Origin of the sequence: Streptomyces shaanxiensis, assembly GCF_039537145.1 — a bacterium.
GTDB lineage: Bacteria > Actinomycetota > Actinomycetes > Streptomycetales > Streptomycetaceae > Streptomyces > Streptomyces shaanxiensis.
On record NZ_BAAAZY010000022.1, the window covers coordinates 185,923 to 207,983 of the forward strand.

Here is a 22,061-nt window from a genome sequence, read left to right on the forward strand (position 1 = left end):
ACCCCACGCATGTCGATCAGTTACGCGGCGTGATCCGCGCAGCTCGCTCCCGCTCATCGGCGGAGCCCCCCGCCCCGACCAGCCCCGTCCGCATCCCCTCCAGCCGGTCCGCGAACCGCCGCATCTCCCGCTGCCCCACGGTCCCGATGACCCCCGGCAGATACCCGCGCACCCCCTGCATCCCGCGCAGCCACCACTGCCCGTACACATGGCTCGACCGCCGCTCGATCCCGGCCACGATCCGGTCGACCGCCGGCCCCAGCGGATACGTCTTGTTGGACGGCCACGGCAGCCGCTTCCTCAACTCCCGCATGACATCGTCCTGATCGGCCCCGCGCACCATGTCGGTGTCGGTCCAGGAGAGATACCCGACCCCCACCCGCACGCCCTTGTACCCGACTTCGGCCCGCAGACTGTGCGCGTACGCCTCCACACCCGACTTGGACGCGCAGTACGCGGTCATCATCGGCGCCGGAGTGATGGCGGCCAGCGAGGCGATCTGCAGCAGATACCCCCGGCTCTCCATCAGCGCCGGCAGAAACGCCCGGGCCGTCACCGCCGACCCGATGAGGTTGACCTCGATGACCCGCCGCCACGCCTCGGGGTCGGAGTCGACGAACGGCCCACCGGACGCGACCCCCGCGTTGGCGACCACGATGTCGACCTTCCCGAACCGCTCCTTGACCTCCCGCGCCACCAGGGCCATGGCCTCATGGTCCGTCACATCGGCGTACCAGTGGTCACTTTCGCTGTGCAGCCGCTCGGAGACCTGCTTGAGCTCGTCCGGCTCCAGCCCGACGAGCGCCACCTTCGCACCCCGCGCGGAGAGCTTGCGGGCGAGCAGCTCACCGACACCCCGCGCCGCACCGGTGACGACGGCGACCTGCCCTTCGAGGCTCACCCTGCTCATGCGCCCTCCTTCACCTGCGTGTAGGTCTCGTCCTGGGTGTACGCCCTGTCCTGGGTGTACGTCGTGACGAGCTCCCGTATCTTCCCGGTCACCAACTCGGGCGCCTCGACCGGCGTCATGTGCCCGAGGCCGGGCAGTTCGGTGACGCCGAGGCAGTGGGGCAGCGCGGCGGCCAGCGAACGGGCGTGCACCGGCGGCGTCAGCCTGTCCGCCGTACCGACGACGACCGCCGTCGGCACCGCCAACTCCCGTACGCCGTGGTCGAGATCGAGCAGATCGAGCACCTGCGACCAGGCGTACCGCACCTTGCGCGGACACGCGTGCACGATCCGCGCGCACGCCTCGACCATGTGCGGGGCCGAACCGGGGCCCATCGTCGCGTACTTGAGGATCGCCCGGGCGACCGGCGTGACCGGCCCGAGCGGCGCCCGCGACCCGAGGATGTGCTTGGTCAGCCAGGTCCGCAGCCGACCGGGCCGGATCGGCACGACGGTCGACTCGGCGACCAGCCGCGAGGCGCCGGTGCTGCAGAGCAGGACGGCGGCGGCGTGCTCCCGCAGCGCCGGGCGCGTGGCGGCGGCCATCACCGTCATGCCGCCCATGGAGTGCCCGGCGATCACGGCCTGCTCGCCGGGTGCGAGGGTCGCCTTCAGTACGGCTTCGAGGTCGTCGGCGAGCCCGTCGGCGGTGCAGCCGGAGCCGGCCGGGCTGCGTCCGTGGCCGCGCTGGTCGTAGGCGATGACGCGGTGGTCGACGGCGAGGTCCCGTATCTGCGCCGCCCAGAAGGCGGTCGAGCAGGTCCAGCCGTGCGCGAGGACGACGGCGGGCGCGTTCTCGGGTCCGTGCACCTCTATGTGCAGCCGGGCGCCGTCGGCCGACTCGGCCGTCAGCTCACGGGCGGGGACGGGTGGGGCGTAGGGCCCGGAGGCCACGTGCATGAGACGGCTCATGCCGTCACCTCCGCGTTCTCGTTGCTGTCGTTGCTGTCGTCGCTGTTGTTGGCTTCCGTGCTGTCCGTGCTGTCCGTGCCGCTCGCCCGGACCACGGCGTACTCCGCGAGATCCACCCGCCGCGTGGCCCGCCGGAACTCCGACGTCGTACCGGGCCAGATGGTGGTGTTCCGCCCGTTGGCGTCGAGGTACCAGCTCGTGCACCCACCCGTGTTCCACACGGTCCGCTTCATGCGCTCCTGCACCCGCCGGTTCCAGGCGTGCACGGCGCTGGGCCGGGCGTCGAGGGCGACCTGCCCGCCCAGGACGTTCAACTGGCGTACGAAGTCGGCCATGTAGTTCAGCTGGGACTCGATCATCAGGATCATGGACGAGTTCCCCAGTCCGGTGTTGGGCCCGATGATGGTCATCCAGTTCGGGAACCCGGCGGCCGAGGCACCCCGCAGAGCCTCCATCCCGCCCTTCCACGCCTCGGCGAGCGTCCGGCCGTCCGCGCCCACCACCCGCTCGGCGATGGGCATGTCGGTGACCCGGAACCCGGTGCCGAAGACGATCACGTCGACCTCGGCCTCACTGCCGTCGGCGGCCACGACGGTCGAGCCGCGGATCTCGCTGAGCCCGCTCGCGACGACATCCACGTTGGGCCGGGCCAGCGCCGGGTAGTACTCGCTGCTCAGCAGGATCCGCTTGCAGCCGATGCGGTAGTCGGGCGTGAGCTTGGCGCGCAGGGCGGGGTCCTTGATGGCCCGCCCCATGTTCCGCTTGGCCAACTGCTCGATGAGCCCCAGCTCGTTGGGATGCTTGGTGAACGCCTGGACCTGCAGCTCCCGGAGCCCCCACAGCAGTCCGCGGCGCAGCTGGGTGGTGAAGGGCAGGGCCCGGTGCAGCGAGCGCTCGGCGCCGCTGATGGCGCGGTCCACGCGGGGCATGACCCAGGGCGGGGTGCGCTGGAAGAGGGTCAGCCGGGAGACGTCGGGCTGGATGGCCGGCACGATCTGGATGGCGGAGGCGCCGGTGCCGACCATGGCGACGCGCTTGCCGCGCAGGTCGTGGTCGTGGTCCCAGCGGGCGGAGTGGAAGACCTTGCCGGGGAAGGTGTCCAGCCCGGGGATGTCGGGGATCCTCGGGTCCGAGAGCGGGCCGGTGGCGGAGACGACGAGGTCGGCCGACAGACTGCCGCTGCTGGTCTCGATGTCCCAGCACAGCCGCTCGCCGTTCCAGGTCATCCGCTTCACCTCCGAGTTGAAGCGGATGTGGGGGCGCAGCCGGAAGACGTCCGTGACGTGCTCCAGGTAGGCGCGGATGTGCTCCTGCCCGGAGAAGGTGCGCGGCCAGTCGGGGTTGGGCGCGAAGGAGAACGAGTACAGATGGGACGGCACATCGCACGCGCATCCCGGATAGCTGTTGTCCCGCCAGGTGCCGCCGACGCTGTCGGCCCGCTCCAGGACGACGAAGTCGGTGACACCCTCGCGCCGAAGCCGGACGGCGGCCCCCAGCCCGCCGAACCCGGACCCGACCACCGCGACCCGCACATGTTCGCGTTCGGCCATGCCTGTGCCTCCACACTTCAACACGACAACACTGCAACCGGAACCACGCCAGTGAACACTGGCGCAATGGGAGAGTAGAGGAGGTCCGTACCGACCGGTAGGGGTCGATCGGGGTTCGTTTACATCAGCGGCTGCCGCCGCGGGTACCGCCAGTACGAATTAAGGTGCCGGGGTGACCGAGAAGCGTGAGTACCGCATGGAGGAGCTGGCCCGCCTGGCCGGCATCACGGTGCGCACCCTGCGCTTCTACCGCGAACGCAAGCTGATACCGCCGCCCCGCCGCGAGGGCCGTATCGCCTGGTACGACGACCACCACCTGGCCCGCCTGCGCACGATCGCGGCCCTGCTGGAGCGCGGCCACACCCTCACCGGCATCGCGGAGCTGGCGGAGGCCCTCGACCACGGCCGGGACGTCGCCGACCTGCTGGGCGTCGCCACCCCGACCGAGGAGGAGCCGGTCCGCCTCACCCCCGAGGAACTCGCCGCCCGCTTCGAGGGCCAGGTCACCCCGGAGAACCTCGCCGCGGCCCTGGAGCTCGGCTACCTCGGCACCGACGGCGACGAGATCGTCCACATCAGCCGCCGCCTGCTGGACGTCTCCGCGGCCCTGGTCCGCGAGGGCATCCCGCTCGCGGAGGTCCTGACCGCGGGCAAGCGGGTCCGCGAACACGTCGACGACCTGGCCGAGATGTTCGCCGACCTGGTGCTCCGCCACACGGGGGAGGACGACCTCCAGCGCCTGCGCCCACTCGCCCGGAGCGTGGTGGAGGCAGAGCTGTCACTGGCCCTGGACCGACGACTGCGCAAGCAGAGCGAGCGGGACCGGCCGCACGGCTAACGGTCGTACACGACCGTCACCGGCGCGTGGTCCGACCACCGCTCGGCATGCGTCGCCGCCCGCTCGACGTACCCCTTGCGGGCCTTCGCGGCCAGCCCCGGCGTCGCGACCTGGTAGTCGATACGCCAGCCGGTGTCGTTGTCGAAGGCACGCCCGCGGTACGACCACCACGAGTACGGCCCCTCCACGTCGGGGTGCAGCGACCGTACGACGTCGACGTAGCCGCCCTCGGCGGGGTCGAACACCCGCGTGAGCCACTCGCGCTCCTCCGGCAGGAACCCGGAGTTCTTGGTGTTGCCGCGCCAGTTCTTCAGGTCGGCCTGCTGGTGGGCGATGTTCCAGTCGCCGCAGACGACGACCTCACGCCCGTCGGCGGCGGCACGCTCGCGCAGGTCCTTCAGATAGGCCAGGAACTCGCCCATGAACCGGACCTTCTCGTCCTGCCGCTCGGTGCCGACCTCGCCGGAGGGGAGGTAGAGCGAGGCGACCGTCACACCCGGCAGGTCGGCCTCGACGTAACGCCCGCTCCCGTCGAACTCGCTCGACCCGAAGCCGACCTGGATACGGTCGGGCTCGCGGCGGGTGTAGAGGGAGACACCGGCGCGGCCCTTGGCGGCGGCGGGAGCGTGCACGACGTGCCAGCCGTCGGGCGTGCGCACCTGCTCGGGCAGCTGCTGCGGCTCCGCGCGCACCTCCTGCAGGCACAGCACATCGGCTTGCGTACCGGCGAGCCACTCCACGAAGCCCTTCTTCGCGGCGGCCCGCAGCCCGTTCACATTCACAGAGGTCACAGTGAGCACCCCGGCACCTTACCGGCACACTGGACGGTGTCCGATTCTGGAACCTCTTGATCTTGAATTGATATACGGTATCTAGCATGCATATACGCCGGGTCTCCTTCGACCACCCCGACGCCGTCAAACTCAACGACCAGGTCCAGGCCGAATACGGCGTCCGCTACGGCGACGACGGCGACGCCACACCCATGGACGCGGCGAACTTCGAGCCCCCGAACGGCCTCTACCTGATCGCCTACGACGAGCTCGGCACCCCCGTCGCCTCCGGCGGCTGGCGGGTCCAGGACGAGAACGGCGAGGGCAACCAGGACGGCGACGCCGAGCTCAAGCGGATGTACGTCGTCGAGGCGATGCGCGGGAGGGGTCTCGCCAGACGCGTCCTGGCCGCGCTGGAGGAGGACGCGCGGGCCGCGGGCCGTACGCGCATGGTGCTGGAGACCGGCGCCAAACAGCCGGAGGCGGTGGCGCTGTACACGTCCAGCGGGTACGAGCCGTGCGAGAAGTTCGGCTACTACCGCCACCACGAACTGAGCCTGTGTTACGCCAAGGCGCTGTGAGCGGTCAGTTCCGTGGAGCATTGCCGGGTTTCACGGCGTTGATGCGATACACGTCCCGCACACAGAGGTTGAGGACGCAGGAGACGACGACCAGCCCGGCACACGCCACCAGCACCGTCCGGTTGTCCCAGGCGCCGGCCGCGAGGGCGGTCAGCAGATAGCCGAGCGGAATCGCCAGCCGCTCCCCGACGCTGTTGAACGCGCTCATCCGCCCCAACTCGCCCTGCGGAACATGCCGCTGGAAGGCGGTCGTCCACGCGACGATCGCCACGTCCAGCCCGACCCCCGCGAGCAGCACGGCCAACAGCAGCCAGGGCAGCGGCAGCCCCCAGCCCATGACGAGCAAGGGGACGGCCAGGGGCAGAGAGGCCACGATGGCCACCGCGAGCAACCGGTACGGCCGCCAGCGCAGACACACCACCGTCCCGGCCAACAGCCCGGCCGCGAACGCGCCCTGCACAAGCCCCCAGTCCCGCGCCCCGGCGTACCGCTCCGCGGCGACGACCGGCCCCAGCAGCTGGAACCCCGCCAGCCAGGCGGCGACCAGGACGGTCCCCGCGAGCGTGTACGTCCACAACCAGGTCCGCGACCAGAAGGCGTGCCATCCCGCCCGCAGATCACTCAGCGCGCCGGTGACGGTGACGGGCGCGTCCAGGCGCAGCCCGAGCAGCAGGAGGGCGGCGACGGCGAAGGAGAGCGCGTCCCAGGCCAGCGCCCAGGCCGGGCCGCTGACCGCGACGACGACTCCGCCGACCGCCGGACCGAGCACCTTGACCGCGTTGCTCGGCAGCCTGAGCAGGGCGTTGGCCTGCTGCAACTGCTCCGCGGGCACGATCTGGGCCACGGCCCCCTGAGTGGCGGGCACGGTGAAGGCCACCGCCGTGCCGGAGACGAAACCGCAGACCGCGATGGAAAGGGTCGTCGCGTGCCCGGTGGCGACGACGGCCGCCAGGGCTCCCTGGGCCACGGCCGCCAGCAGATTGCCGAGGAAGAGCAGCCGGCTGCGGGACATACGGTCCGCGAGGACTCCGCCCATCAGGAGGAAGACGACGGTCGGAACGGTGTTCGTGGCGAGCACCACACCGAGGGCCCCGGCTCCCCCGCCCTGTTCGATGACGGAGTAGGCGAGCGCGAGGGGCGCCATCGCGGATCCGGTGGCGGAGATCAGACTGGCGGTCACGAACCGCCGGAAGGACGCGCTCCGCAGGGGTGTCGCACGCCTCGCCGGTAACTCTGCGGCGACCTTCTCCATGTTCCCCCCGGTGGGTAAAACAAAGATCCCGCCCGATCAACCGATCGGACGGGATCTCGCCAACTCCCCAAGTTTCCTTGGAAAGTCGTTGCGGTGGACCTGAGGGGATTTGAACCCCTGGCCCCCTCGATGCGAACGAGGTGCGCTACCGGACTGCGCCACAGGCCCTTGCAACGAGTGAAACTTTAGCACCCCGATCGGCCTGCTTGGAAATCCGTTCCTGGTCGGCCGCACGACCCGCCACCGGGGGCGGCTTTCGGCTACTCGTTCGCCGCGCGCGGCCGGTCGCCGTCCTCGTACTGGTCGAACAGCGGCGTACGACCCCGCTCGCGGGCCCTGCGGGCGGAGGCGGCGCGGCGGGCGTCGCTACGGCCGCCCCCCTCGTCCTTCTCCTCACCGCGGGCCCCGTCCGCGGGCTCCGCACCCCGTGCGGCACCGTCCCCGGCACCGTCGCCCGCGTCCCGTTCCCGGGCGACGGAACTCGACCGGGCCGAGCTCCACGCGTCCGGCGCCCCGAGGTCCACCTCGGAGGTGGCGCGCGGCGCGACCGGCGCGGTCACGTACGTCGGCAACGGCACCGGGACCGGATCCCAGCTGTCGCCGTGCCCGGGCCGCCGCTGCCGCTCGCGCTGCTGGTCGACCCACTCGGCGTGGTCGGTCTGCTCGACGAGGGCGCGCCGGTCCGCGGCGAGCGCGGACATGCCGGTCTCGGTGCCTGGTTCGGGCCCCTCGTCGGGCTCGTCGATGCCGTCACCGGCGTCGGCGGGGCCCCGCCTGCGCGACTGGCGGGCGTGCTCGCGCAGCCGCTGGGCGGCGGCCTCGGCCTGGCGCCGGTCCATCTGGTAGGCGAAGCGGCGGCGCTCCTGGGAACGCAGGTACGCGATGTACCCGCTGAGCAGCACGGCCGGAATGCCGGGCGCCCACAGGAACGCGAGCCCGCCGACCGCGGCGACGATCGCGCCGAGGGTGAAGGCGAGGAAGAGGACGACGGTGGTGCGTCTGCGTCGCGCGAGCGCCTTGGAGCGCCGTGCCCGTGCCGCGGCCGCCGTCTCCGAGGACGGGCGCCGGGCGGCGGGTACTCGCGCCCGCTCCCCCCGGGCCGGGCCGGAGACCGGTTCGGGGACGGGCGCGTTGCCGCGTTCGGGTGCCGGCCTGGACACCTGTCCATCCGCCTGCTCCGGGCGTCCGGGCTGCTGCGCCTGGACCGTCGCCTGGGTCTGCGGACGGGTCGGAGGCACGGCGAAGGCCCGGACGTCCACCGACTCGGTGACCGCGCCCGGGTCATCGGCGCTGGGCTCCCCCTCGTCGGTGGAGCGCGCGCGCAGGTCCTTGGCGTATCGGCGCTCCATCCCCGCCCGTCCGGACAGCAACCGGATGGCTGTGCTGAAGCGTTCCGTCGGACGGGCCTCGTTCAGCTCGTCCTGCCTACGGAGCCACATCGGCACCAAGTAGGCGGCCCAGGCCCCGACAATGACTGCGTAGATGAGGCCGCTGCTGCTCACGCCTCACACGGTAGAGGGGTTTGCGTGAGGCCATCCGCCAATTGAGCCGGTGTGTCGCACGATCTGGCTGATATTTCGAACTTTTTTTGTGACCGATGCGATCAGCAGCCCGCCGAGGCGCGAATTTATTGCCCTGAGCCGGTCATCGGGCGATCAATTTCGAACACTTATTCAATTTCCGGGCTACGCGGGATTCCCCTGCGGGTTCTGCCGGGTGTTCTGCGGGTTCGAGTGCGGCGTCTTCCTGGAGCGTGCCCGCTGCCAACGGCTCAGCAACCCTTCCGGGACCTCCTCCGCCGTGAGCGCGAAGACGAGATGGTCCCGCCAGGCCCCGTCGATGTGGAGATATCGCGGACGCAGCCCCTCCTCGCGGAATCCGAGTTTCTCCACGACCCGGCGGCTGGGCCCGTTCTCGGGGCGAATGCAGACCTCGATGCGGTGCAGACCGACGGTCCGGAAACAGTGGTCCACGACGAGCGCCACGGCGGTCGGCATCACCCCGCGGCCCGCCACCGCCTCGTCCACCCAGTAACCGACGTGGCCCGAGCACATCGAGCCCCAGGTGATCCCGGCGACCGTCAACTGCCCGACCAGTCGCCCCTGGTACTCGATGACGAACGGCAGCATCCGGCCCGCGTTCGCCTCGGACCGCAGGTGGCGGACCATCTGGCGGTAGGTCGGCCGGTGCGCGATCGGCCCGCTGGGCGTGGGCGGCGGAATCGTGGCCTCCCACGGGCGCAGCCAGTCCCGGTTGCGTCGGTTGACCTCGCGCCAGGCCCGTTGGTCGCGCATCTTTATCGGCCTCAGGACGACGTCGCCGTCCCTCAGCACGACGGGCCAGGATGGGCTGTTCAGCTCGCACCCCCACTGGGTCTGGGGTGGTCGCCGCCGCGGATCTGGTCGACGGCGTGGACCAGCAGGGGCTCCAGGACGGCCAGCCCGTCCTTCACCCCGCCGCTGGAACCGGGCAGGTTCACGATCAGGGTGCTCCTCGCCACTCCGGCCAGGCCCCGGGAGAGCGCGGCGGTCGGCACCTTCTGCCGTCCGAACGCCCGGATGGCCTCCGCGATGCCCGGCACCTCGTGGTCGATCACCTCGCGGGTCGCCTCGGGGGTGCGGTCGGTGGGCGAGATGCCGGTGCCTCCGGTGGTCACGATGACGTCGTACCCCGCCTCGACACCGGCGTGCAGGGCAGCCGCGACCGGGTCGCCGTCGGGCACGATCTGCGGCCCCTCGACCTCGAAGCCGAAGCCTTTGAGGCCCTCGGCGATCAGCGGGCCGCCCTTGTCCTCGTAGACCCCGGCGGCAGCCCTGTTGGAGGCCGTGACCACGAGAGCGCGATACGTCATGACCGGCTCCAGTCGCCCGACTTGCCGCCCGTCTTCTGCTCCACCCGCACGTCCGTGATGACCGCTCCCTTGTCGACCGCCTTCACCATGTCGATCACGGTGAGCGCGGCGACGGAGACCGCGGTGAGGGCCTCCATCTCGACGCCCGTACGGTCCGTGGTCTTCACGGTGGCCTGGATCTCCACGGCGTCGTCCGCGACCGACAGATCCAGTTTCACACCGGACACCGACAACGGGTGGCACAGCGGGATCAGGTCCGGCGTGCGCTTGGCGCCCATGATGCCGGCGATGCGCGCGGTGGCCAGGGCGTCGCCCTTGGGGACGCCCTCGCCGCGCAGCAGCTCGACCACGCGGGGTGAGACGAGGACGCGTCCGCTGGCGCGGGCCGTGCGCGCGGTCACGTCCTTGTCGGACACGTCGACCATGCGGGCGGCGCCCGCGTCGTCGATGTGCGTGAGTCGGTCCTGGGTGGATGGGTCCTGCGTGCTCATGCTGCTGTGGCGCTCCCGGTCCGGGCCCGTCGCGGTGCGGCGCACGGGCCTGCTGTGCGCGACACGGTACCGCCAACCAGGGGTGCTCAGCCGAGCAGGACCACCTCGACCTCGGCGCCGGGCTCGACGCTCTCCACGTCCTCGGGGACGACGATCAGTGCGTCCGCGTGCGCGAGGGCGGCGATGAGGTGGGATCCGGCGCCGCCGACGGGCCGGACCTCGCCGTCGGCGTACGCCCCTCGCAGAAACTGCCGGCGTCCCTTGGGCGAGCTCAGCGCCTTGTCCGCGGTCAGGGTCGCGGTCGCGCGCGGACGGTGGACGTCCTCCAGCCCCATCAGTGTCCGGATCGCGGGGCGCACGAAGATCTCGAAGGAGACGTACGACGACACCGGGTTGCCCGGGAGCGCGAGCAGCGGGATGTGGTCGGGGCCGATGGAGCCGAAGCCCTGGGGCTTGCCGGGCTGCATGGCGAGCTTGCGGAACTCGACGCCGCTGCCCGCCTCGTCCTCGTCGCCGACGTGGGACAGCGCCTCCTTGACGACGTCGTACGCCCCGACGCTGACACCGCCGGTGGTGACCATGAGGTCGGCGCGGACGAGCTGGTCCTCGATGGTGGACCGGAGCGTCTCGACGTCGTCGGCGACGGCGCCCACGCGGTAGGCGATGGCGCCGGCGTCCCGGGCGGCCGCGGTCAGGGCGAAGCTGTTGGAGTCGTAGATCTGGCCGCTGCCCAGGGTCTCGTCGGGCTGGACGAGTTCGCTGCCGGTGGACAGCACGACCACGCGCGGACGCGGGCGCACCCGTACCGTGCCGCGGCCGATCGCGGCGAGCAGGGCGATCTGCGGCGGCCCGAGGACCGTGCCGGCTTCGAGCGCCCGGTCGCCGGCCTTCACGTCGCTGCCCTGCGCGCGCACATGCGCGCGTGCCTCGGCCGGCCGGTAGACGTGCACATCGCCCAGGCCGCCCTCGGGGGCCAGGCTGCGGGCGCGCATGCCGGTCACCGGGCCCTCACCGAGGCCTCCGTCGGTCCACTCCACCGGAACGACGGTCTCGGCGCCGGGCGGCAGCGGCGCGCCGGTCATGATGCGGGCGGCCTGGCCGGGGCCCACTTGGAGCAGTTCGGCCTGGCCCGCCGCGACGTCCCCGACGACCTCCAGGACGGCGGGGAACTCCTCGCTCGCGCCCGCGACATCCGCGACCCGCACCGCGTACCCGTCCATGGAGCTGTTGTCGAACGGCGGCAGGGAGACCGGCACCGTGACGTCCTCGACCAGGACGCAGCCCTGGGCGTCGAGGAGTTGCAGCTCGATGGGTTCGAGGGGGCGGACGGTCGCGAGGATGTCCTCCAGGTGTTCGTCCACCGACCAGAGGTGGTCCTGGTCGGCCGGGCGGGTCGCGGCGGTGCTCAAAGCGCTACATCTCCTCGGCTACGTAACTGCGAAGCCAGGTCCGGAAGTCCGGGCCCAGGTCTTCACGTTCGCATGCGAGTCTGACAATGGCACGCAGGTAGTCGCCTCGGTCACCGGTGTCATAGCGGCGGCCCTTGAAGACGACGCCGTGCACCGGGCCGCCGACCTTCTCGTCCTGCGAGAGCTGCTGGAGGGCGTCGGTGAGCTGGATCTCGCCACCGCGGCCCGGCTCGGTCTCGCGCAGTATGTCGAAGATGTGCGGGTCGAGGACATAGCGGCCGATGATGGCGTAGTTGGACGGCGCGTCGGCCGCGGCGGGCTTCTCGACCAGGTCGTGGACCTTGACGACGTCGCCGTCCTCGGTGGGGTCGACGGCCGCGCATCCGTAGAGGTGGATCTGCTCGGGCGAGACCTCCATGAGCGCGATGACGCTGCCCCCGCGCTGCTCCTGGACCTCGACCATCCGCTTGAGCAGCGGGTCGCGCGGGTCGATCAGGTCGTCGCCGAGGAGGACCGCGAAGGGCTCGTCGCCGACGTGCGGGGCGGCGCACAGGACGGCGTGGCCGAGGCCCCTGGGGTCGCCCTGACGGACGTAGTGCATGGTGGCCAGGTCGCTGGACTCCTGGACCTTGGCGAGCCGTTCGGCGTCGCCCTTCTTCTCCAGCGCGGACTCGAGTTCGTAGTTGCGGTCGAAGTGGTCCTCCAGGGGGCGCTTGTTGCGGCCCGTGATCATGAGGACGTCGTCGAGGCCGGCGGAGACGGCCTCTTCGACCACGTACTGGATCGCCGGCTTGTCGACGACCGGCAGCATCTCCTTGGGAGTGGCTTTGGTGGCCGGAAGGAAGCGGGTACCTAGGCCCGCTGCTGGGATGACAGCCTTGCTGATCCGAGGGTGCGACTGAGTCATGCCCGCCACCTTATCCGGTGCCTTTGTAGGGAATCTGAGGCTCCGGTTATTTGGAACTCATATGAGCCCATTGGGAAGGGTACGGAAGCGACGGGTGAGTCACATCGGACGTTCGGGCGAGACTGACAAGCGAATGTTGCGGCGAGAGTTCCTCGCGGTGAGAAGCAGGTTGACGGCGGATGACGTGCGGGCATCCGCTGTCGCGCTGGCCGAACGGGCCCTGGATCTGCCCGAGCTGGCGCACGCGCGCGTGGTGGCGGCGTACGTCTCCGTCGGCACCGAGCCCGGCACGCTCGCGCTGCTGGACGCACTGCGCGCGCGGGGCGTACGCGTCCTGCTTCCCGCCCTCCTGCCCGACAACGACCTCGACTGGGGCGCGTACACCGGGGAGGACTCCCTCGCCCGGGTCCAACACGGCAAGCTGATGGCCCTCTTGGAGCCGAGAGGCGAACGCCTCGGCGCGGACGCCGTGACCGACGCCGACGTGGTGCTGCTGCCGGGTCTCGCGGTCGACGCGCGCGGGATGCGGCTGGGGCGCGGCGGGGGGTCGTACGACCGCGTTCTCGCCCGTCTGGAACGTGCGGGCGCCCGTGCCTCGCTCGTGGTGCTGCTGTACGACTCCGAGGTCGTCGAGCGCGTCCCCGAGGAGCCGCACGACCGCCCGGTGCACGCGGTGGTGACACCGTCGGGTGTGCGCCGCTTCCGGGAGCCCTGAGCCGCGGTCCCGCATGGAAGGGGCCCTCCACGCGCGCGTGGAGGGCCCCTTCGGCCGTTCGCCGTCAGCGGGTCACGGCCTGAGCACCAGGGTGTCCTCCGTGCTCTCGTCGACCGCGCCGTCCGAGAAGGACCAGTCGAGCAGTTCGCCGTCGGCCCACTTGTCCGTCTGGTCGGTGTAGTGGGCGTTGTAGGCGTGCCCGGAGGCGCCGGTGAGGTTGATCCACTTCGACTTGTCGAGGTCGCCGAGGTTGACCACCATCCGCATCGACGGCACCCAGACGACGCCGTAGCCGCCCGCGGCGTTCCAGCCGGTGGCGTTGACCGTGCCCTCGCCGCCGCTGAGCTTCCAGGGGCCGCGGTTGAGGACGTACTGCAGGAAACCGGGGCCCTCGGTGCCGAGCGTCTGGTTCTTCAGGAACAGGCGGTGCAGCCGGCCCCAGCTCCAGGTGTCGATGTCCTTGCCGAGCTTGGCCGTCAGCTCCCAGCGGGCGTCGATCATGGCCCGCTTGAACAGGCTGTCGCGGTCGGTGGCGCCGGGGCGGGTGCCCGACCTCGGCGTCGTCCACCAGTCGCTGCCCTCGTCGTTCATGAGGCTGCGCACGACCTCGAACCAGCGGTCGCCGCCGTCCGGCTGCGCCTGGTCGGCGTCGCGCTCACCGCACTCGCGCACCTTGTCCGTCTGGTCCGCGGGGCCGGTGGTGTTGACGGGGTCGACATACAGGCACTGGCCCTTGACCCGCAGCTCCTTGGGCAGCTTGTTGCCGAAGGCGAGCTTGAGGACGTTGCGCCAGACCGAGTTGAAGTAGGCGGCCGCCGCCGAGTCGGCGTCCTGGGTGTAGTCCCAGCCCTCCAGGAGCTCCTGCGCGTCCCGGACGTCCTTGTCCTCGATGTCGATCTTCAGCAGCTTGGGCACGAGCAGCTTGGCGATCTCACTGCTGTTGTCGAGCTGCATCTGGCGCATGTCGTCGGTGGAGATCTTGCCGCCGTCGTCGATCTTCGACTGGATCAGGTCGGTGATGCGCTGACTTCGGGCGCCGTAGCCCCAGTCCGTGGTGAGCGTGTACGGGTACTTGGCCTTGTCGACCACGGCCTGGTTGGCGGTGACGATGTAGCCGCGGGCCGGGTCGTACTCGTACGGCAGCTCGTCGTCGTCGATGTACCCGGTCCAGCGGGACTTGGAGTCCCAGCCCGGCGCCGGGACGGAGCCGTCGTAGCCCTGCGCGCGCGTGGGGATCTTTCCGGGCAGCGTGTAGCCGATGTGGTTCTTCGTGTCGGCGTAGACGAGGTTCTGCGAGGGCACGTCGAACAGGGTCGCCGCGGCACGGAAGTCGTTCCAGTTCGCCGCCCTGTTCATGGCGAACACGGCGTCCATGGAGGTGCCCGGGTCCAGCGCGGTCCAGCGCAGCGCGATGCCGTAGCCGTCGCCGCGGTCGGGGGCGGCGGTGTCGACGGTGGCCTTCTTGCCGACCTTCACCAGCTCGCTGCTGCGGTCCGACAGCAGGGGCATCCCGTCCTTGGTCTCCCGGACGACGATCTTCTTGGACGTGCCGCCGGCGACCTTGATGGTCTCCTCGCGCGTGGTGAAGGGCACCGTCCTGCCGTCGTACAGGTAGCCGTCGCCGGAGAGCTTCTCCAGATAGAGGTCGGTGACGTCGACGCCGGAGTTGGTCATGCCCCAGGAGATGTTCTGGTTGTGGCCGATGATCACGCCGGGCATGCCCGCGAAGGTGTAGCCGGAGACGTCGTACCGGCACTTGCTGGAGACCGAGCGGCAGTGCAGGCCCATCTGGTACCAGACGGACGGCAGCGAGGCCGACAGGTGCGGGTCGTTGGCCAGCAGCGGCTCGCCGGTGATGGTGTGCTTCCCGGCGACCACCCAGGAGTTGGAGCCGATGCCGTTGCCGTTCACGCCGACTGCCGTCGGAAGGCCGTCCAGGACGTCCTGGAGGCCCGCCAGCTGACTCTGCAGACCGCTGGTGCCCGACGAGGAGGCCGTCCCCGCCGTACCGCTCGTGGAACCGCCGGCGGACGAGCCCGCGGTGGACGCGGAGCCACCCTGCTGGAACGTCTTGGTGACGGCGTCGTACCGGCCGGCCTGGACGATCGTCTTGTTACGGCTGTACGGGTACTGCGGGTACAGGTCCGCGATCTCCTTGGGGCCCAGGCGGCTGGTCATCAGGGCGCGGTCGATCTCGTCCTGCATGTTGCCGCGCAGGTCCCAGGCCATCGCCTTCAGCCAGGAGATCGAGTCGACCGGGGTCCACTTCGCCGGCTTGTAGTCGTTCTCGAACCCGAGAGCCGCGTACTCCAGGGAGATGTCCTTGTTGTCCTTGCCGTCCAGGTAGGCGTTGACGCCCTTGGCGTAGGCCTGGAGGTACTTCTTGGTGGAGGCCGACAGCGTCTTGTCGTACTCCTCCTGCGCGATCCGGTCCCAGCCCAGGGTGCGCAGGAACTCGTCGTTGTCGACCTGCCCCTTGCCGAACATCTCCGACAGGCGCCCGGAGGTCATGTGCCGGCGCACGTCCATCTCGTAGAACCGGTCCTGCGCCTGGACGTAGCCCTGCGCCATGAACAGGTCCTCGTCGGAGGAGGCGTAGATCTGCGGGATGCCGTAGTCGTCGCGCTTCACGTCGACGGGCCCGGACAGGCCGTCCAAAGCGATCGAGCCCTTGGTCTGCGGGAAGGAGGCACGGACGGTGCTGATGGACCAGTAGGCACCGCCGGTGACGCCTGCGATCAGGGCCAGCGCCAGCACCAGGACGAACAGACGGGCTTTGCGCCCCTTCTTCCTGCCGGACTTGCCGGGCTGCTGACCCGTGGAGGCGGTGGTATTCGGGGGCATCGCTGTCCTTGCTGTCCTAACGCGAGCGGCAGGGCTGGCTGTCCTTTTGAATGAGCGCTGGAGCAACCATAGGCGCAGGGCCCGGTGCCCCTTGACGCGGAGTGGTGATCCAGCGCGGACGGACGTTCGATCATGCCTCTCCGAGTGTCAAGAAATCGTCAAGAGTTAGGTAAGGTAACGAAGTAGTTGGGTGCGGAGAACCGCCACTTCGTGTCCTATGTACGTTGAGCCCACGCGCGCGTGCGCGGGCCAGGGAAGGGAACGGCCGCTGACTGTCCACGACCTCAACCAGCTCCTGCTCGTCTGCTCGCTCGTCCTGCTCGTCGCCGTCGCAGCGGTCCGGATCTCCTCGCGCAGCGGGCTCCCCAGCCTGCTCGTGTACCTGGGCATCGGCGTGCTCATGGGCCAGGACGGCATCGGCGGCATCCGCTTCGACGACGCCGAGCTGACGCAGGTCATCGGCTATGCGGCACTGGTCGTGATCCTCGCCGAAGGCGGTCTCGGCACGAAGTGGAAAGAGATCAAGCCGGCCCTTCCGGCCGCGACCGCGCTGGCGCTGGCCGGGACCGGGATCAGCGTCGGGATCACGGCGGCGGGCGCGCACTACCTGGTCGGGCTGGACTGGCGGCAGGCGCTCATCATCGGGGCGGTCGTCTCCTCCACCGACGCGGCCGCGGTCTTCTCCGTGCTGCGCAGGATCCCCCTCCCCGCGCGCGTGACGGGCACCCTGGAGGCCGAGTCCGGCTTCAACGACGCCCCCGTGGTCATCCTGGTGGTCGCGTTCTCCCAGGCCGGCCCGATGGAGCACTGGTACGCGCTGGTGGGCGAGATAGCCCTGGAGCTGGCCATCGGCGCTGCCATCGGCATCGCGGTGGGCCTGCTGGGCTCCTGGGGGCTCAGGCACGTGGCGCTGCCCGCCTCCGGTCTCTATCCGATCGCCGTCATGGCCATCGCCGTCACCGCGTACGCGGCGGGCGCGATGGCGCACGGCAGCGGCTTCCTGGCCGTGTACCTCGCCGCGATGGTGATGGGCAACGCCAAGCTGCCGCACTGGCCCGCCACGCGCGGCTTCGCCGACGGGGTCGGCTGGATCGCCCAGATCGGCATGTTCGTCCTGCTCGGCCTGCTGGTCACCCCGCACGAGCTGGGCGACGACATCCTGCCCGCGCTCGTCATCGGGCTGGTGCTGACCATGGTGGCGCGCCCGCTGAGCGTCGTGGCGTGTCTGGCGCCGTTCCGGGTCGCCTGGCGGGAGCAGGTGCTGATGTCCTGGGCCGGGCTGCGCGGCGCCGTGCCCATCATCCTGGCGACGATCCCCATGGTGAGCGGCGTCCGGGACAGCCGCACCATCTTCAACATCGTCTTCGTCCTGGTCGTCGTGTACACCCTGATCCAGGGCCCGACGCTGCCCTGGCTGGCCCGCAAGCTGCGCCTGGGCGACGGCGCCACGCCCGCCGACCTCGGTATCGAGTCGGCGCCGCTGGAGCGGCTGCGCGGGCATCTGCTGTCCTTCGCGATCCCCGAGGGCTCGAAGATGCACGGCGTGGAGATCAACGAGCTGCGGCTGCCCGCCGGAGCCGCCGTCACCCTCATCGTCCGCGACGGAAAGTCGTTCGTTCCGCTGCCGACGGCGGTGCTGCGGCGCGGGGACGAACTGCTCGTGGTCGCCACGGATCCGGTACGGGACGCCGCCGAGAACCGGCTGCGGGCCGTGGCCGCCGGGGGCAAGCTGGCCGGATGGCTGGGGACGAACGGGACGAACTAATCGCAGGTGGAGCACGCCGTAGTGCTCATTTTCACAGGCGCGAGCAGCCCTAACCCCTGTAGTATGCAGGCGTCACCCAGATCAAACCACCTCTGCCTGACGCAGAGCTGACGCGACCGTATGGCGGCCGGGACGTCCTTCCTCGATGGGGCGCCGGTATCTACCGCAGTCCAGCGCAAGAGGACAGCTCTCGGCGCCGCCCCCCACCCGAAGGGGCCGCGCTACCAGGTGGCAGAAAGGCACGGGCCGTGGCGTCCACGGTCACCACCGAGCCGTCGAAGGACTCGTCGGCCTCCTCCCGCCCGGGATACGGACAGCTGCTGCGCACCCGCGGCGCCTGGACGTTCCTGCTCCCCGGCTTCGCGGCACGCCAGCCGTTCGCGATGCTGACCATCTCCATCGTGCTGCTGGTGCAGCACACCACCGGTTCGTACGGTGCGGCGGGCGCCGCCGCGGCCGTCACCGGCGTCTCCATGGCACTGTTCGCGCCCTACAGCGGCCGCCTCGCCGACCGGTACGGGCAGCGCGCCGTCCTGATCCCCGGTGTCCTGGTGCACGTCCTGTCCGGCCTGACGCTGACGGCGCTCGCCCTGACCGACGCCCCCCTGTGGGCGCTGTTCGCCGCGGCTGTGCCGACCGGTGCCTCGGTGCCGCAGATCGGGCCCATGGTGCGGGCCCGCTGGGGCGTGAAGCTGCAGGGCTCGCCCCTGATGACGACGGCCGCGGCCTTCGAGTCGGTCACGGACGAGCTGACCTTCGTCGTCGGCCCGCTGCTGGCCACCGCCCTGTGCACCGCCGTCGACCCGGCCGCCGGCCTGGTGACGGAGGCCGCGCTCACGCTGCTGGGCGGTCTGCTGTTCGCCGCGCAGAAGAGCACGCAGCCGTCGGTCACGGCCGTCGGGCACGCACGCGTGGAGCACACGTCGGCGCTGCGCGTCCCCGGCGTGCGCGTACTGATCGTGACCTTCCTCGGCATCGGTTCCGTCTTCGGCGGCATGCAGGTCTCGCTGGCCGCCTTCACCGAGTCGATCGGCGAGCCCGGTCTGAACGGCGTCCTGTACGGCACCTTCGCCGCGGGCAACATGCTCTCCGGCATCGCCTGCGGCGCCATCGCGTGGAAGGTGGCCCCGCAGCGACGCCTCGTCATCGGGTACGCCGCCCTCGCGCTGGCCGCGTCCGGGCTGTGGGCCGCGCACTCGGTGCTCGTCCTGGCCGGTCTCGGCCTGCTGGTCGGCATGTGCATCGCGCCCGCGCTGATCACCGGGTACACGCTGGTCGAGAGCCTGGTCCCGGCCGGTGCCCGCACGGAGGCCTTCACCTGGCTCACCGGTGCGGTGGCACTCGGCCAGGCCGCCGCCGTCACGGTCGCCGGACAGCTGGAGGACCGCTTCTGGGGCGGCGCCGGGTTCCTGGTGCCGATGGGCGGGACGCTGCTCGCCCTGGCGACCCTGCTGGCACTGCGCTCACGGCTGGCGGCGCGGCCCCGCGCGCGTACCGTCGCACGTGGCGTCGGTCACCGCGTGCCGGTGGCAGTGGACTGAGCGGCTGGAATACGACACACTTGACCGTCGTTAGCACTCATCGAGTGAGAGTGCCAGGAGGAAGACAGTGCCCACCTATCAGTACCAGTGCACCGAGTGCGGCGAGGGTCTCGAAGCGGTGCAGAAGTTCACCGACGACGCCCTGACCGAGTGCCCCAGCTGCCAGGGCCGCCTCAAGAAGGTGTTCTCCGCCGTCGGCATCGTCTTCAAGGGCTCCGGCTTCTACCGCAACGACAGCCGCGGCTCCTCGTCGAGCAGCTCGCCGGCTTCGTCGAAGTCGTCGACGTCCTCTTCGTCGTCCGACTCGTCGTCTTCCTCTTCCTCCTCTTCGTCTTCGTCGTCCTCGGACTCGAAGTCGTCGAGCGCGGGCACTTCCTCCAGCAGCTCCGCCGCGTAACACCCACTGCTCGCGGGACCCTGTCGTCATACGGCGACGGGGTCCTCGGCGTTTCCGGGTGCGGTTAGGGTGCGGGCATGGCGAACATGGCGAACGTCGAAATCGGCGTGATCGGCGGATCCGGCTTCTACTCGTTCCTCGACGACGTGACCGAGATCCAGGTGGACACCCCGTACGGGCCGCCCAGCGACTCCCTCTTCCTCGGCGAGATCGCCGGCCGACGGGTCGCCTTCCTGCCCCGGCACGGACGCGGCCACCATCTGCCGCCGCACCGGATCAACTACCGGGCCAACCTCTGGGCACTGCGCTCGCTCGGCGCGCGCCAGGTCCTCGGCCCGTGCGCGGTGGGCGGCCTGCGTCCCGAGTACGGGCCCGGGACACTGCTCGTGCCGGATCAGCTGGTCGACCGTACGAAGTCCCGGGTGGGGACGTACTTCGACGGGCTGCCGCTGCCCGACGGCACCGTGCCGAACGTCGTGCACGTCTCGCTGGCCGATCCCTACTGCCCCGCCGGACGCGCGGCCGCGCTGAAGGCGGCGCGCGGGCGGGACTGGGAGCCGGTGGACGGCGGCACGCTGGTGGTCATAGAGGGCCCGCGCTTCTCGACCCGTGCCGAATCGTTGTGGCACCGCGGGCAGGGCTGGTCGGTGGTGGGCATGACCGGCCACCCCGAGGCGGCCCTCGCCCGTGAACTCGAGCTCTGCTACACCTCGTTGACGCTGGTCACCGACCTCGACGCGGGCGCCGAGACCGGCGAGGGCGTCTCGCACGACGAGGTGCTGCGGGTGTTCGCGGCGAACGTGGACCGGCTGCGGGGTGTGCTGTTCGACGCGGTGGCGGGGCTGCCCGGGAACGGGGAGCGGGACTGTCTGTGCGCCGGCGCGCTGGGTGGGATGGATCCGGGGTTCGCGTTGCCGTAGGGCCCGAGTCGGTTCCGGCCCCCGCCGAGGGGCGGAATTCCTCGTTCGGGTGGGGGAGTTTTCCACAACCGGGCAGTAGTCCACGGGCGTCGGCGGACGGCCGCGAAAAGCCTCATCGTGGCGTCGCAAGCCGTTCCGTCGTCGCAGGTGGTGGTCCTCATGTCCGTTGCTCCGTCGTCCCCGTTTTCGCCCGCTCCGTCATCCCCCTTTTCGTCTGCTCCGTCGTCCCCTTCTTCGTCTGCTCCGTCGTCCCCTTCTTCGTCGGCCGTTCCGCTCCCGCCGGGCTCGGATGCCCCGGCCACGTGCGAGGTGCCGCACTTCGACCCGGTGCGGGTACGCGGCGGGCGGTATCCACTACGGCGACTCGTACGGCACCGGAGGCGGGCCGTGGCGGCCGGGCTCGCCGTGACGGCGGCGGCACTCGTGGCGGCGGGGCCGCGGGAGGCCGACCGGGCGCGTGGGCATCCGGTGGCGGAGCCGGTACGCCAGCACCGGGCCGTCGAGCGGGTGTCCGCGCCGGTGCGGATCGCCGACGGGGCCACCGTGCGGCTGCTGCGGCCCGGTGACCGGGTCGACGTGATCGCCGCGGAGCAGGCGGCGACGGGCGGTGACGCCCAGGTGGTCGCGCGCGGGGCGCGGGTGACGAAGGTGCCGGAGCCGCTGGACGCCGCGGCCGACAGCGGGGCGCTGGTGGTGCTGTCGGTGCCGCGTTCCACCGCGGCGCGCCTCGCGGGGGCGAGTGCCACGGCACGGTTGGCGGTGACGCTGTGCTGAGCAGGATCAAGCATCACCTCCGGTCCAGCCCCTCGTTCCGGTGGCTCAATTGGACAGGATGGCCCAACCCTGCCGTAGGTTGCGGAGCTGTTCGTTCCACAACCTGTGCATGCGAGGAGAGGCTCCGCGGTGAGCGAGAAGAAGGAACCGAGCGTCTGGGAGGGCTTCAAGACCTTCCTGATGCGCGGGAACGTCGTCGATCTGGCAGTGGCGGTCGTCATCGGTGCCGCCTTCACCAACATCGTCAACTCGGTGGTGAAGGGGATCATCAACCCACTGGTCGGGGCGATCGGCACCAAGAACCTCGATCACTACAGCTCGTGCCTGAGCTCGAGCTGCGAGGGCGAGCAGGGCATCCAGATCCTGTGGGGCTCCGTCCTCGGCGCGGCCCTCAGCTTCGTGATCACCGCGGCCGTCGTCTACTTCCTCATGGTCCTGCCCATGGCGAAGTACCTGGCCCGGGTGGAGGCCCGCCGCAAGGCCAAGGAGGGCGCGCAGGAGGTCATGGAGGTGACCGAGCTGGAGGTGCTCAAGGAGATCCGCGACGCGCTGGTCGCACAGCGCGGCTCGGGGCGCGACCAGTAGAAGCGGCT

Annotated in this window: 21 protein-coding genes and 1 tRNA gene; 9 read left to right on the top strand and 13 right to left on the bottom strand. The window is 70.8% G+C overall.

Translation table 11 applies throughout. From position 1 onward, the window contains the following. Positions 1-16 precede the first annotated feature (16 nt). Genes ABD932_RS33695 through ABD932_RS33705 form a run of 3 tightly spaced genes read right to left on the bottom strand, consistent with a single transcriptional unit; the run spans position 17 to position 3,410 of the window. Positions 17-910, bottom strand: coding sequence for an SDR family oxidoreductase (locus tag ABD932_RS33695; RefSeq protein ID WP_345018692.1), 894 nt, complete (start codon positions 908-910; stop codon positions 17-19). Then, positions 907-1,860: an alpha/beta fold hydrolase gene (locus ABD932_RS33700; RefSeq protein WP_345018694.1), complete on the bottom strand. Its 954-nt coding sequence runs from the start codon at positions 1,858-1,860 to the stop codon at positions 907-909. Before ABD932_RS33700 ends, ABD932_RS33695 begins: the two co-directional genes overlap by 4 nt. Then, positions 1,857-3,410, bottom strand: a complete 1,554-nt coding sequence (locus tag ABD932_RS33705; RefSeq protein ID WP_345018697.1) for a flavin-containing monooxygenase — start codon at positions 3,408-3,410, stop codon at positions 1,857-1,859. Before ABD932_RS33705 ends, ABD932_RS33700 begins: the two co-directional genes overlap by 4 nt. A gap of 196 nt (positions 3,411-3,606) precedes the next feature. Here ABD932_RS33705 and ABD932_RS33710 point away from each other — a divergent pair, with 196 nt between their 5' ends. After that, on the top strand, positions 3,607-4,248 hold the full coding sequence (locus ABD932_RS33710; RefSeq protein WP_425587559.1) for a MerR family transcriptional regulator: 642 nt from the start codon (positions 3,607-3,609) through the stop codon (positions 4,246-4,248). On the opposite strand, the gene ABD932_RS33715 is transcribed toward ABD932_RS33710, so the two are convergent. Then, the gene (locus ABD932_RS33715; RefSeq protein ID WP_345018701.1) at positions 4,245-5,048 is read right to left on the bottom strand and encodes an exodeoxyribonuclease III; all 804 of its coding nucleotides are present in this window, start codon (positions 5,046-5,048) and stop codon (positions 4,245-4,247) included. The two genes, ABD932_RS33710 and ABD932_RS33715, sit on opposite strands and share 4 nt — an antisense overlap. A gap of 77 nt (positions 5,049-5,125) precedes the next feature. On the opposite strand from ABD932_RS33715, the gene ABD932_RS33720 reads away from it, so the two are divergent. Beyond that, positions 5,126-5,602 (top strand): GNAT family N-acetyltransferase, encoded by a 477-nt coding sequence (locus ABD932_RS33720; protein WP_345018703.1) that lies wholly within the window; start codon positions 5,126-5,128, stop codon positions 5,600-5,602. Positions 5,603-5,606: 4 nt separating this feature from the next. Here the strand turns inward: ABD932_RS33720 and ABD932_RS33725 are convergent, their stop codons facing one another. The 8 genes from ABD932_RS33725 to galU form a co-directional block, all read right to left on the bottom strand. Further along, positions 5,607-6,854, bottom strand: a complete 1,248-nt coding sequence (locus tag ABD932_RS33725; protein ID WP_345018705.1) for an MFS transporter — start codon at positions 6,852-6,854, stop codon at positions 5,607-5,609. Between the two features lie 94 nt (positions 6,855-6,948). Further along, a tRNA-Ala gene (locus ABD932_RS33730) sits at positions 6,949-7,022 on the bottom strand. A 92-nt stretch (positions 7,023-7,114) separates the two neighbouring features. Beyond that, on the bottom strand, positions 7,115-8,356 hold the full coding sequence (gene sepX, locus ABD932_RS33735) for a divisome protein SepX/GlpR (protein WP_345018707.1): 1,242 nt from the start codon (positions 8,354-8,356) through the stop codon (positions 7,115-7,117). Between the two features lie 183 nt (positions 8,357-8,539). After that, on the bottom strand, positions 8,540-9,187 hold the full coding sequence (locus ABD932_RS33740; RefSeq protein ID WP_126392851.1) for a GNAT family N-acetyltransferase: 648 nt from the start codon (positions 9,185-9,187) through the stop codon (positions 8,540-8,542). Positions 9,188-9,207: 20 nt separating this feature from the next. Continuing rightward, the gene (locus ABD932_RS33745; protein ID WP_345018710.1) at positions 9,208-9,705 is read right to left on the bottom strand and encodes a MogA/MoaB family molybdenum cofactor biosynthesis protein; all 498 of its coding nucleotides are present in this window, start codon (positions 9,703-9,705) and stop codon (positions 9,208-9,210) included. After that, complete coding sequence (gene moaC / locus ABD932_RS33750; protein WP_126392853.1) at positions 9,702-10,196, bottom strand: cyclic pyranopterin monophosphate synthase MoaC; 495 nt, start codon at positions 10,194-10,196, stop codon at positions 9,702-9,704. The genes ABD932_RS33745 and moaC overlap by 4 nt, the downstream gene beginning before the upstream one ends. 86 nt (positions 10,197-10,282) lie before the next feature. Then, positions 10,283-11,605, bottom strand: coding sequence for a molybdotransferase-like divisome protein Glp (gene glp, locus ABD932_RS33755; RefSeq protein WP_345018713.1), 1,323 nt, complete (start codon positions 11,603-11,605; stop codon positions 10,283-10,285). Between the two features lie 4 nt (positions 11,606-11,609). After that, on the bottom strand, positions 11,610-12,512 hold the full coding sequence (gene galU, locus ABD932_RS33760; RefSeq protein WP_126392855.1) for a UTP--glucose-1-phosphate uridylyltransferase GalU: 903 nt from the start codon (positions 12,510-12,512) through the stop codon (positions 11,610-11,612). 133 nt (positions 12,513-12,645) lie between these two features. Between galU and ABD932_RS33765 the strand changes: the two genes are divergently transcribed. Beyond that, the gene (locus tag ABD932_RS33765; protein WP_425587554.1) at positions 12,646-13,227 is read left to right on the top strand and encodes a 5-formyltetrahydrofolate cyclo-ligase; all 582 of its coding nucleotides are present in this window, start codon (positions 12,646-12,648) and stop codon (positions 13,225-13,227) included. Between the two features lie 72 nt (positions 13,228-13,299). Here the strand turns inward: ABD932_RS33765 and ABD932_RS33770 are convergent, their stop codons facing one another. Further along, a complete protein-coding gene (locus tag ABD932_RS33770) occupies positions 13,300-16,071 on the bottom strand; it encodes a penicillin acylase family protein (protein WP_345018718.1) in 2,772 nt (923 codons plus the stop codon). 217 nt (positions 16,072-16,288) lie between these two features. Between ABD932_RS33770 and ABD932_RS33775 the strand changes: the two genes are divergently transcribed. The 6 genes from ABD932_RS33775 to mscL all read left to right on the top strand — a co-directional run bounded on the left by ABD932_RS33775 (position 16,289) and on the right by mscL (position 22,053). After that, positions 16,289-17,836 carry a potassium/proton antiporter gene (locus ABD932_RS33775; RefSeq protein WP_345018720.1) on the top strand — a complete coding sequence of 516 codons (1,548 nt, stop codon included), beginning with the start codon at positions 16,289-16,291 and terminating at the stop codon, positions 17,834-17,836. A gap of 248 nt (positions 17,837-18,084) precedes the next feature. Continuing rightward, entirely contained in the window at positions 18,085-19,377 is a 1,293-nt protein-coding gene (locus tag ABD932_RS33780) for an MFS transporter (protein WP_345018722.1), read from the top strand. A gap of 67 nt (positions 19,378-19,444) precedes the next feature. Continuing rightward, positions 19,445-19,774: an FmdB family zinc ribbon protein gene (locus ABD932_RS33785; RefSeq protein WP_345018724.1), complete on the top strand. Its 330-nt coding sequence runs from the start codon at positions 19,445-19,447 to the stop codon at positions 19,772-19,774. Positions 19,775-19,860: 86 nt separating this feature from the next. Further along, complete coding sequence (locus ABD932_RS33790; RefSeq protein ID WP_345018825.1) at positions 19,861-20,694, top strand: S-methyl-5'-thioadenosine phosphorylase; 834 nt, start codon at positions 19,861-19,863, stop codon at positions 20,692-20,694. Positions 20,695-20,853: 159 nt separating this feature from the next. Then, positions 20,854-21,468, top strand: coding sequence for a hypothetical protein (locus ABD932_RS33795; RefSeq protein ID WP_345018726.1), 615 nt, complete (start codon positions 20,854-20,856; stop codon positions 21,466-21,468). A 129-nt stretch (positions 21,469-21,597) separates the two neighbouring features. Further along, positions 21,598-22,053, top strand: a complete 456-nt coding sequence (mscL, locus tag ABD932_RS33800; RefSeq protein WP_345018728.1) for a large conductance mechanosensitive channel protein MscL — start codon at positions 21,598-21,600, stop codon at positions 22,051-22,053. The last annotated feature ends 8 nt before the right edge of the window (positions 22,054-22,061 follow it).

Bases quoted from the DNA above. Each gene is read 5' to 3' on its own strand.
- ABD932_RS33695 (WP_345018692.1), bottom strand. From the start codon at position 910: ATGAGCAGGGTGAGCCTCGAAGGGCAGGTCGCCGTCGTCACCGGTGCG.
- ABD932_RS33700 (WP_345018694.1), bottom strand. From the start codon at position 1,860: ATGAGCCGTCTCATGCACGTGGCCTCCGGGCCCTACGCCCCACCCGTC.
- ABD932_RS33705 (WP_345018697.1), bottom strand. From the start codon at position 3,410: ATGGCCGAACGCGAACATGTGCGGGTCGCGGTGGTCGGGTCCGGGTTC.
- ABD932_RS33710 (WP_425587559.1), top strand. From the start codon at position 3,607: ATGGAGGAGCTGGCCCGCCTGGCCGGCATCACGGTGCGCACCCTGCGC.
- ABD932_RS33720 (WP_345018703.1), top strand. From the start codon at position 5,126: ATGCATATACGCCGGGTCTCCTTCGACCACCCCGACGCCGTCAAACTC.
- ABD932_RS33725 (WP_345018705.1), bottom strand. From the start codon at position 6,854: ATGGAGAAGGTCGCCGCAGAGTTACCGGCGAGGCGTGCGACACCCCTG.
- ABD932_RS33745 (WP_345018710.1), bottom strand. From the start codon at position 9,705: ATGACGTATCGCGCTCTCGTGGTCACGGCCTCCAACAGGGCTGCCGCC.
- moaC (WP_126392853.1), bottom strand. From the start codon at position 10,196: ATGAGCACGCAGGACCCATCCACCCAGGACCGACTCACGCACATCGAC.
- galU (WP_126392855.1), bottom strand. From the start codon at position 12,512: ATGACTCAGTCGCACCCTCGGATCAGCAAGGCTGTCATCCCAGCAGCG.
- ABD932_RS33765 (WP_425587554.1), top strand. From the start codon at position 12,646: ATGTTGCGGCGAGAGTTCCTCGCGGTGAGAAGCAGGTTGACGGCGGAT.
- ABD932_RS33770 (WP_345018718.1), bottom strand. From the start codon at position 16,071: ATGCCCCCGAATACCACCGCCTCCACGGGTCAGCAGCCCGGCAAGTCC.
- ABD932_RS33775 (WP_345018720.1), top strand. From the start codon at position 16,289: ATGTACGTTGAGCCCACGCGCGCGTGCGCGGGCCAGGGAAGGGAACGG.
- ABD932_RS33790 (WP_345018825.1), top strand. From the start codon at position 19,861: ATGGCGAACGTCGAAATCGGCGTGATCGGCGGATCCGGCTTCTACTCG.
- ABD932_RS33795 (WP_345018726.1), top strand. From the start codon at position 20,854: ATGTCCGTTGCTCCGTCGTCCCCGTTTTCGCCCGCTCCGTCATCCCCC.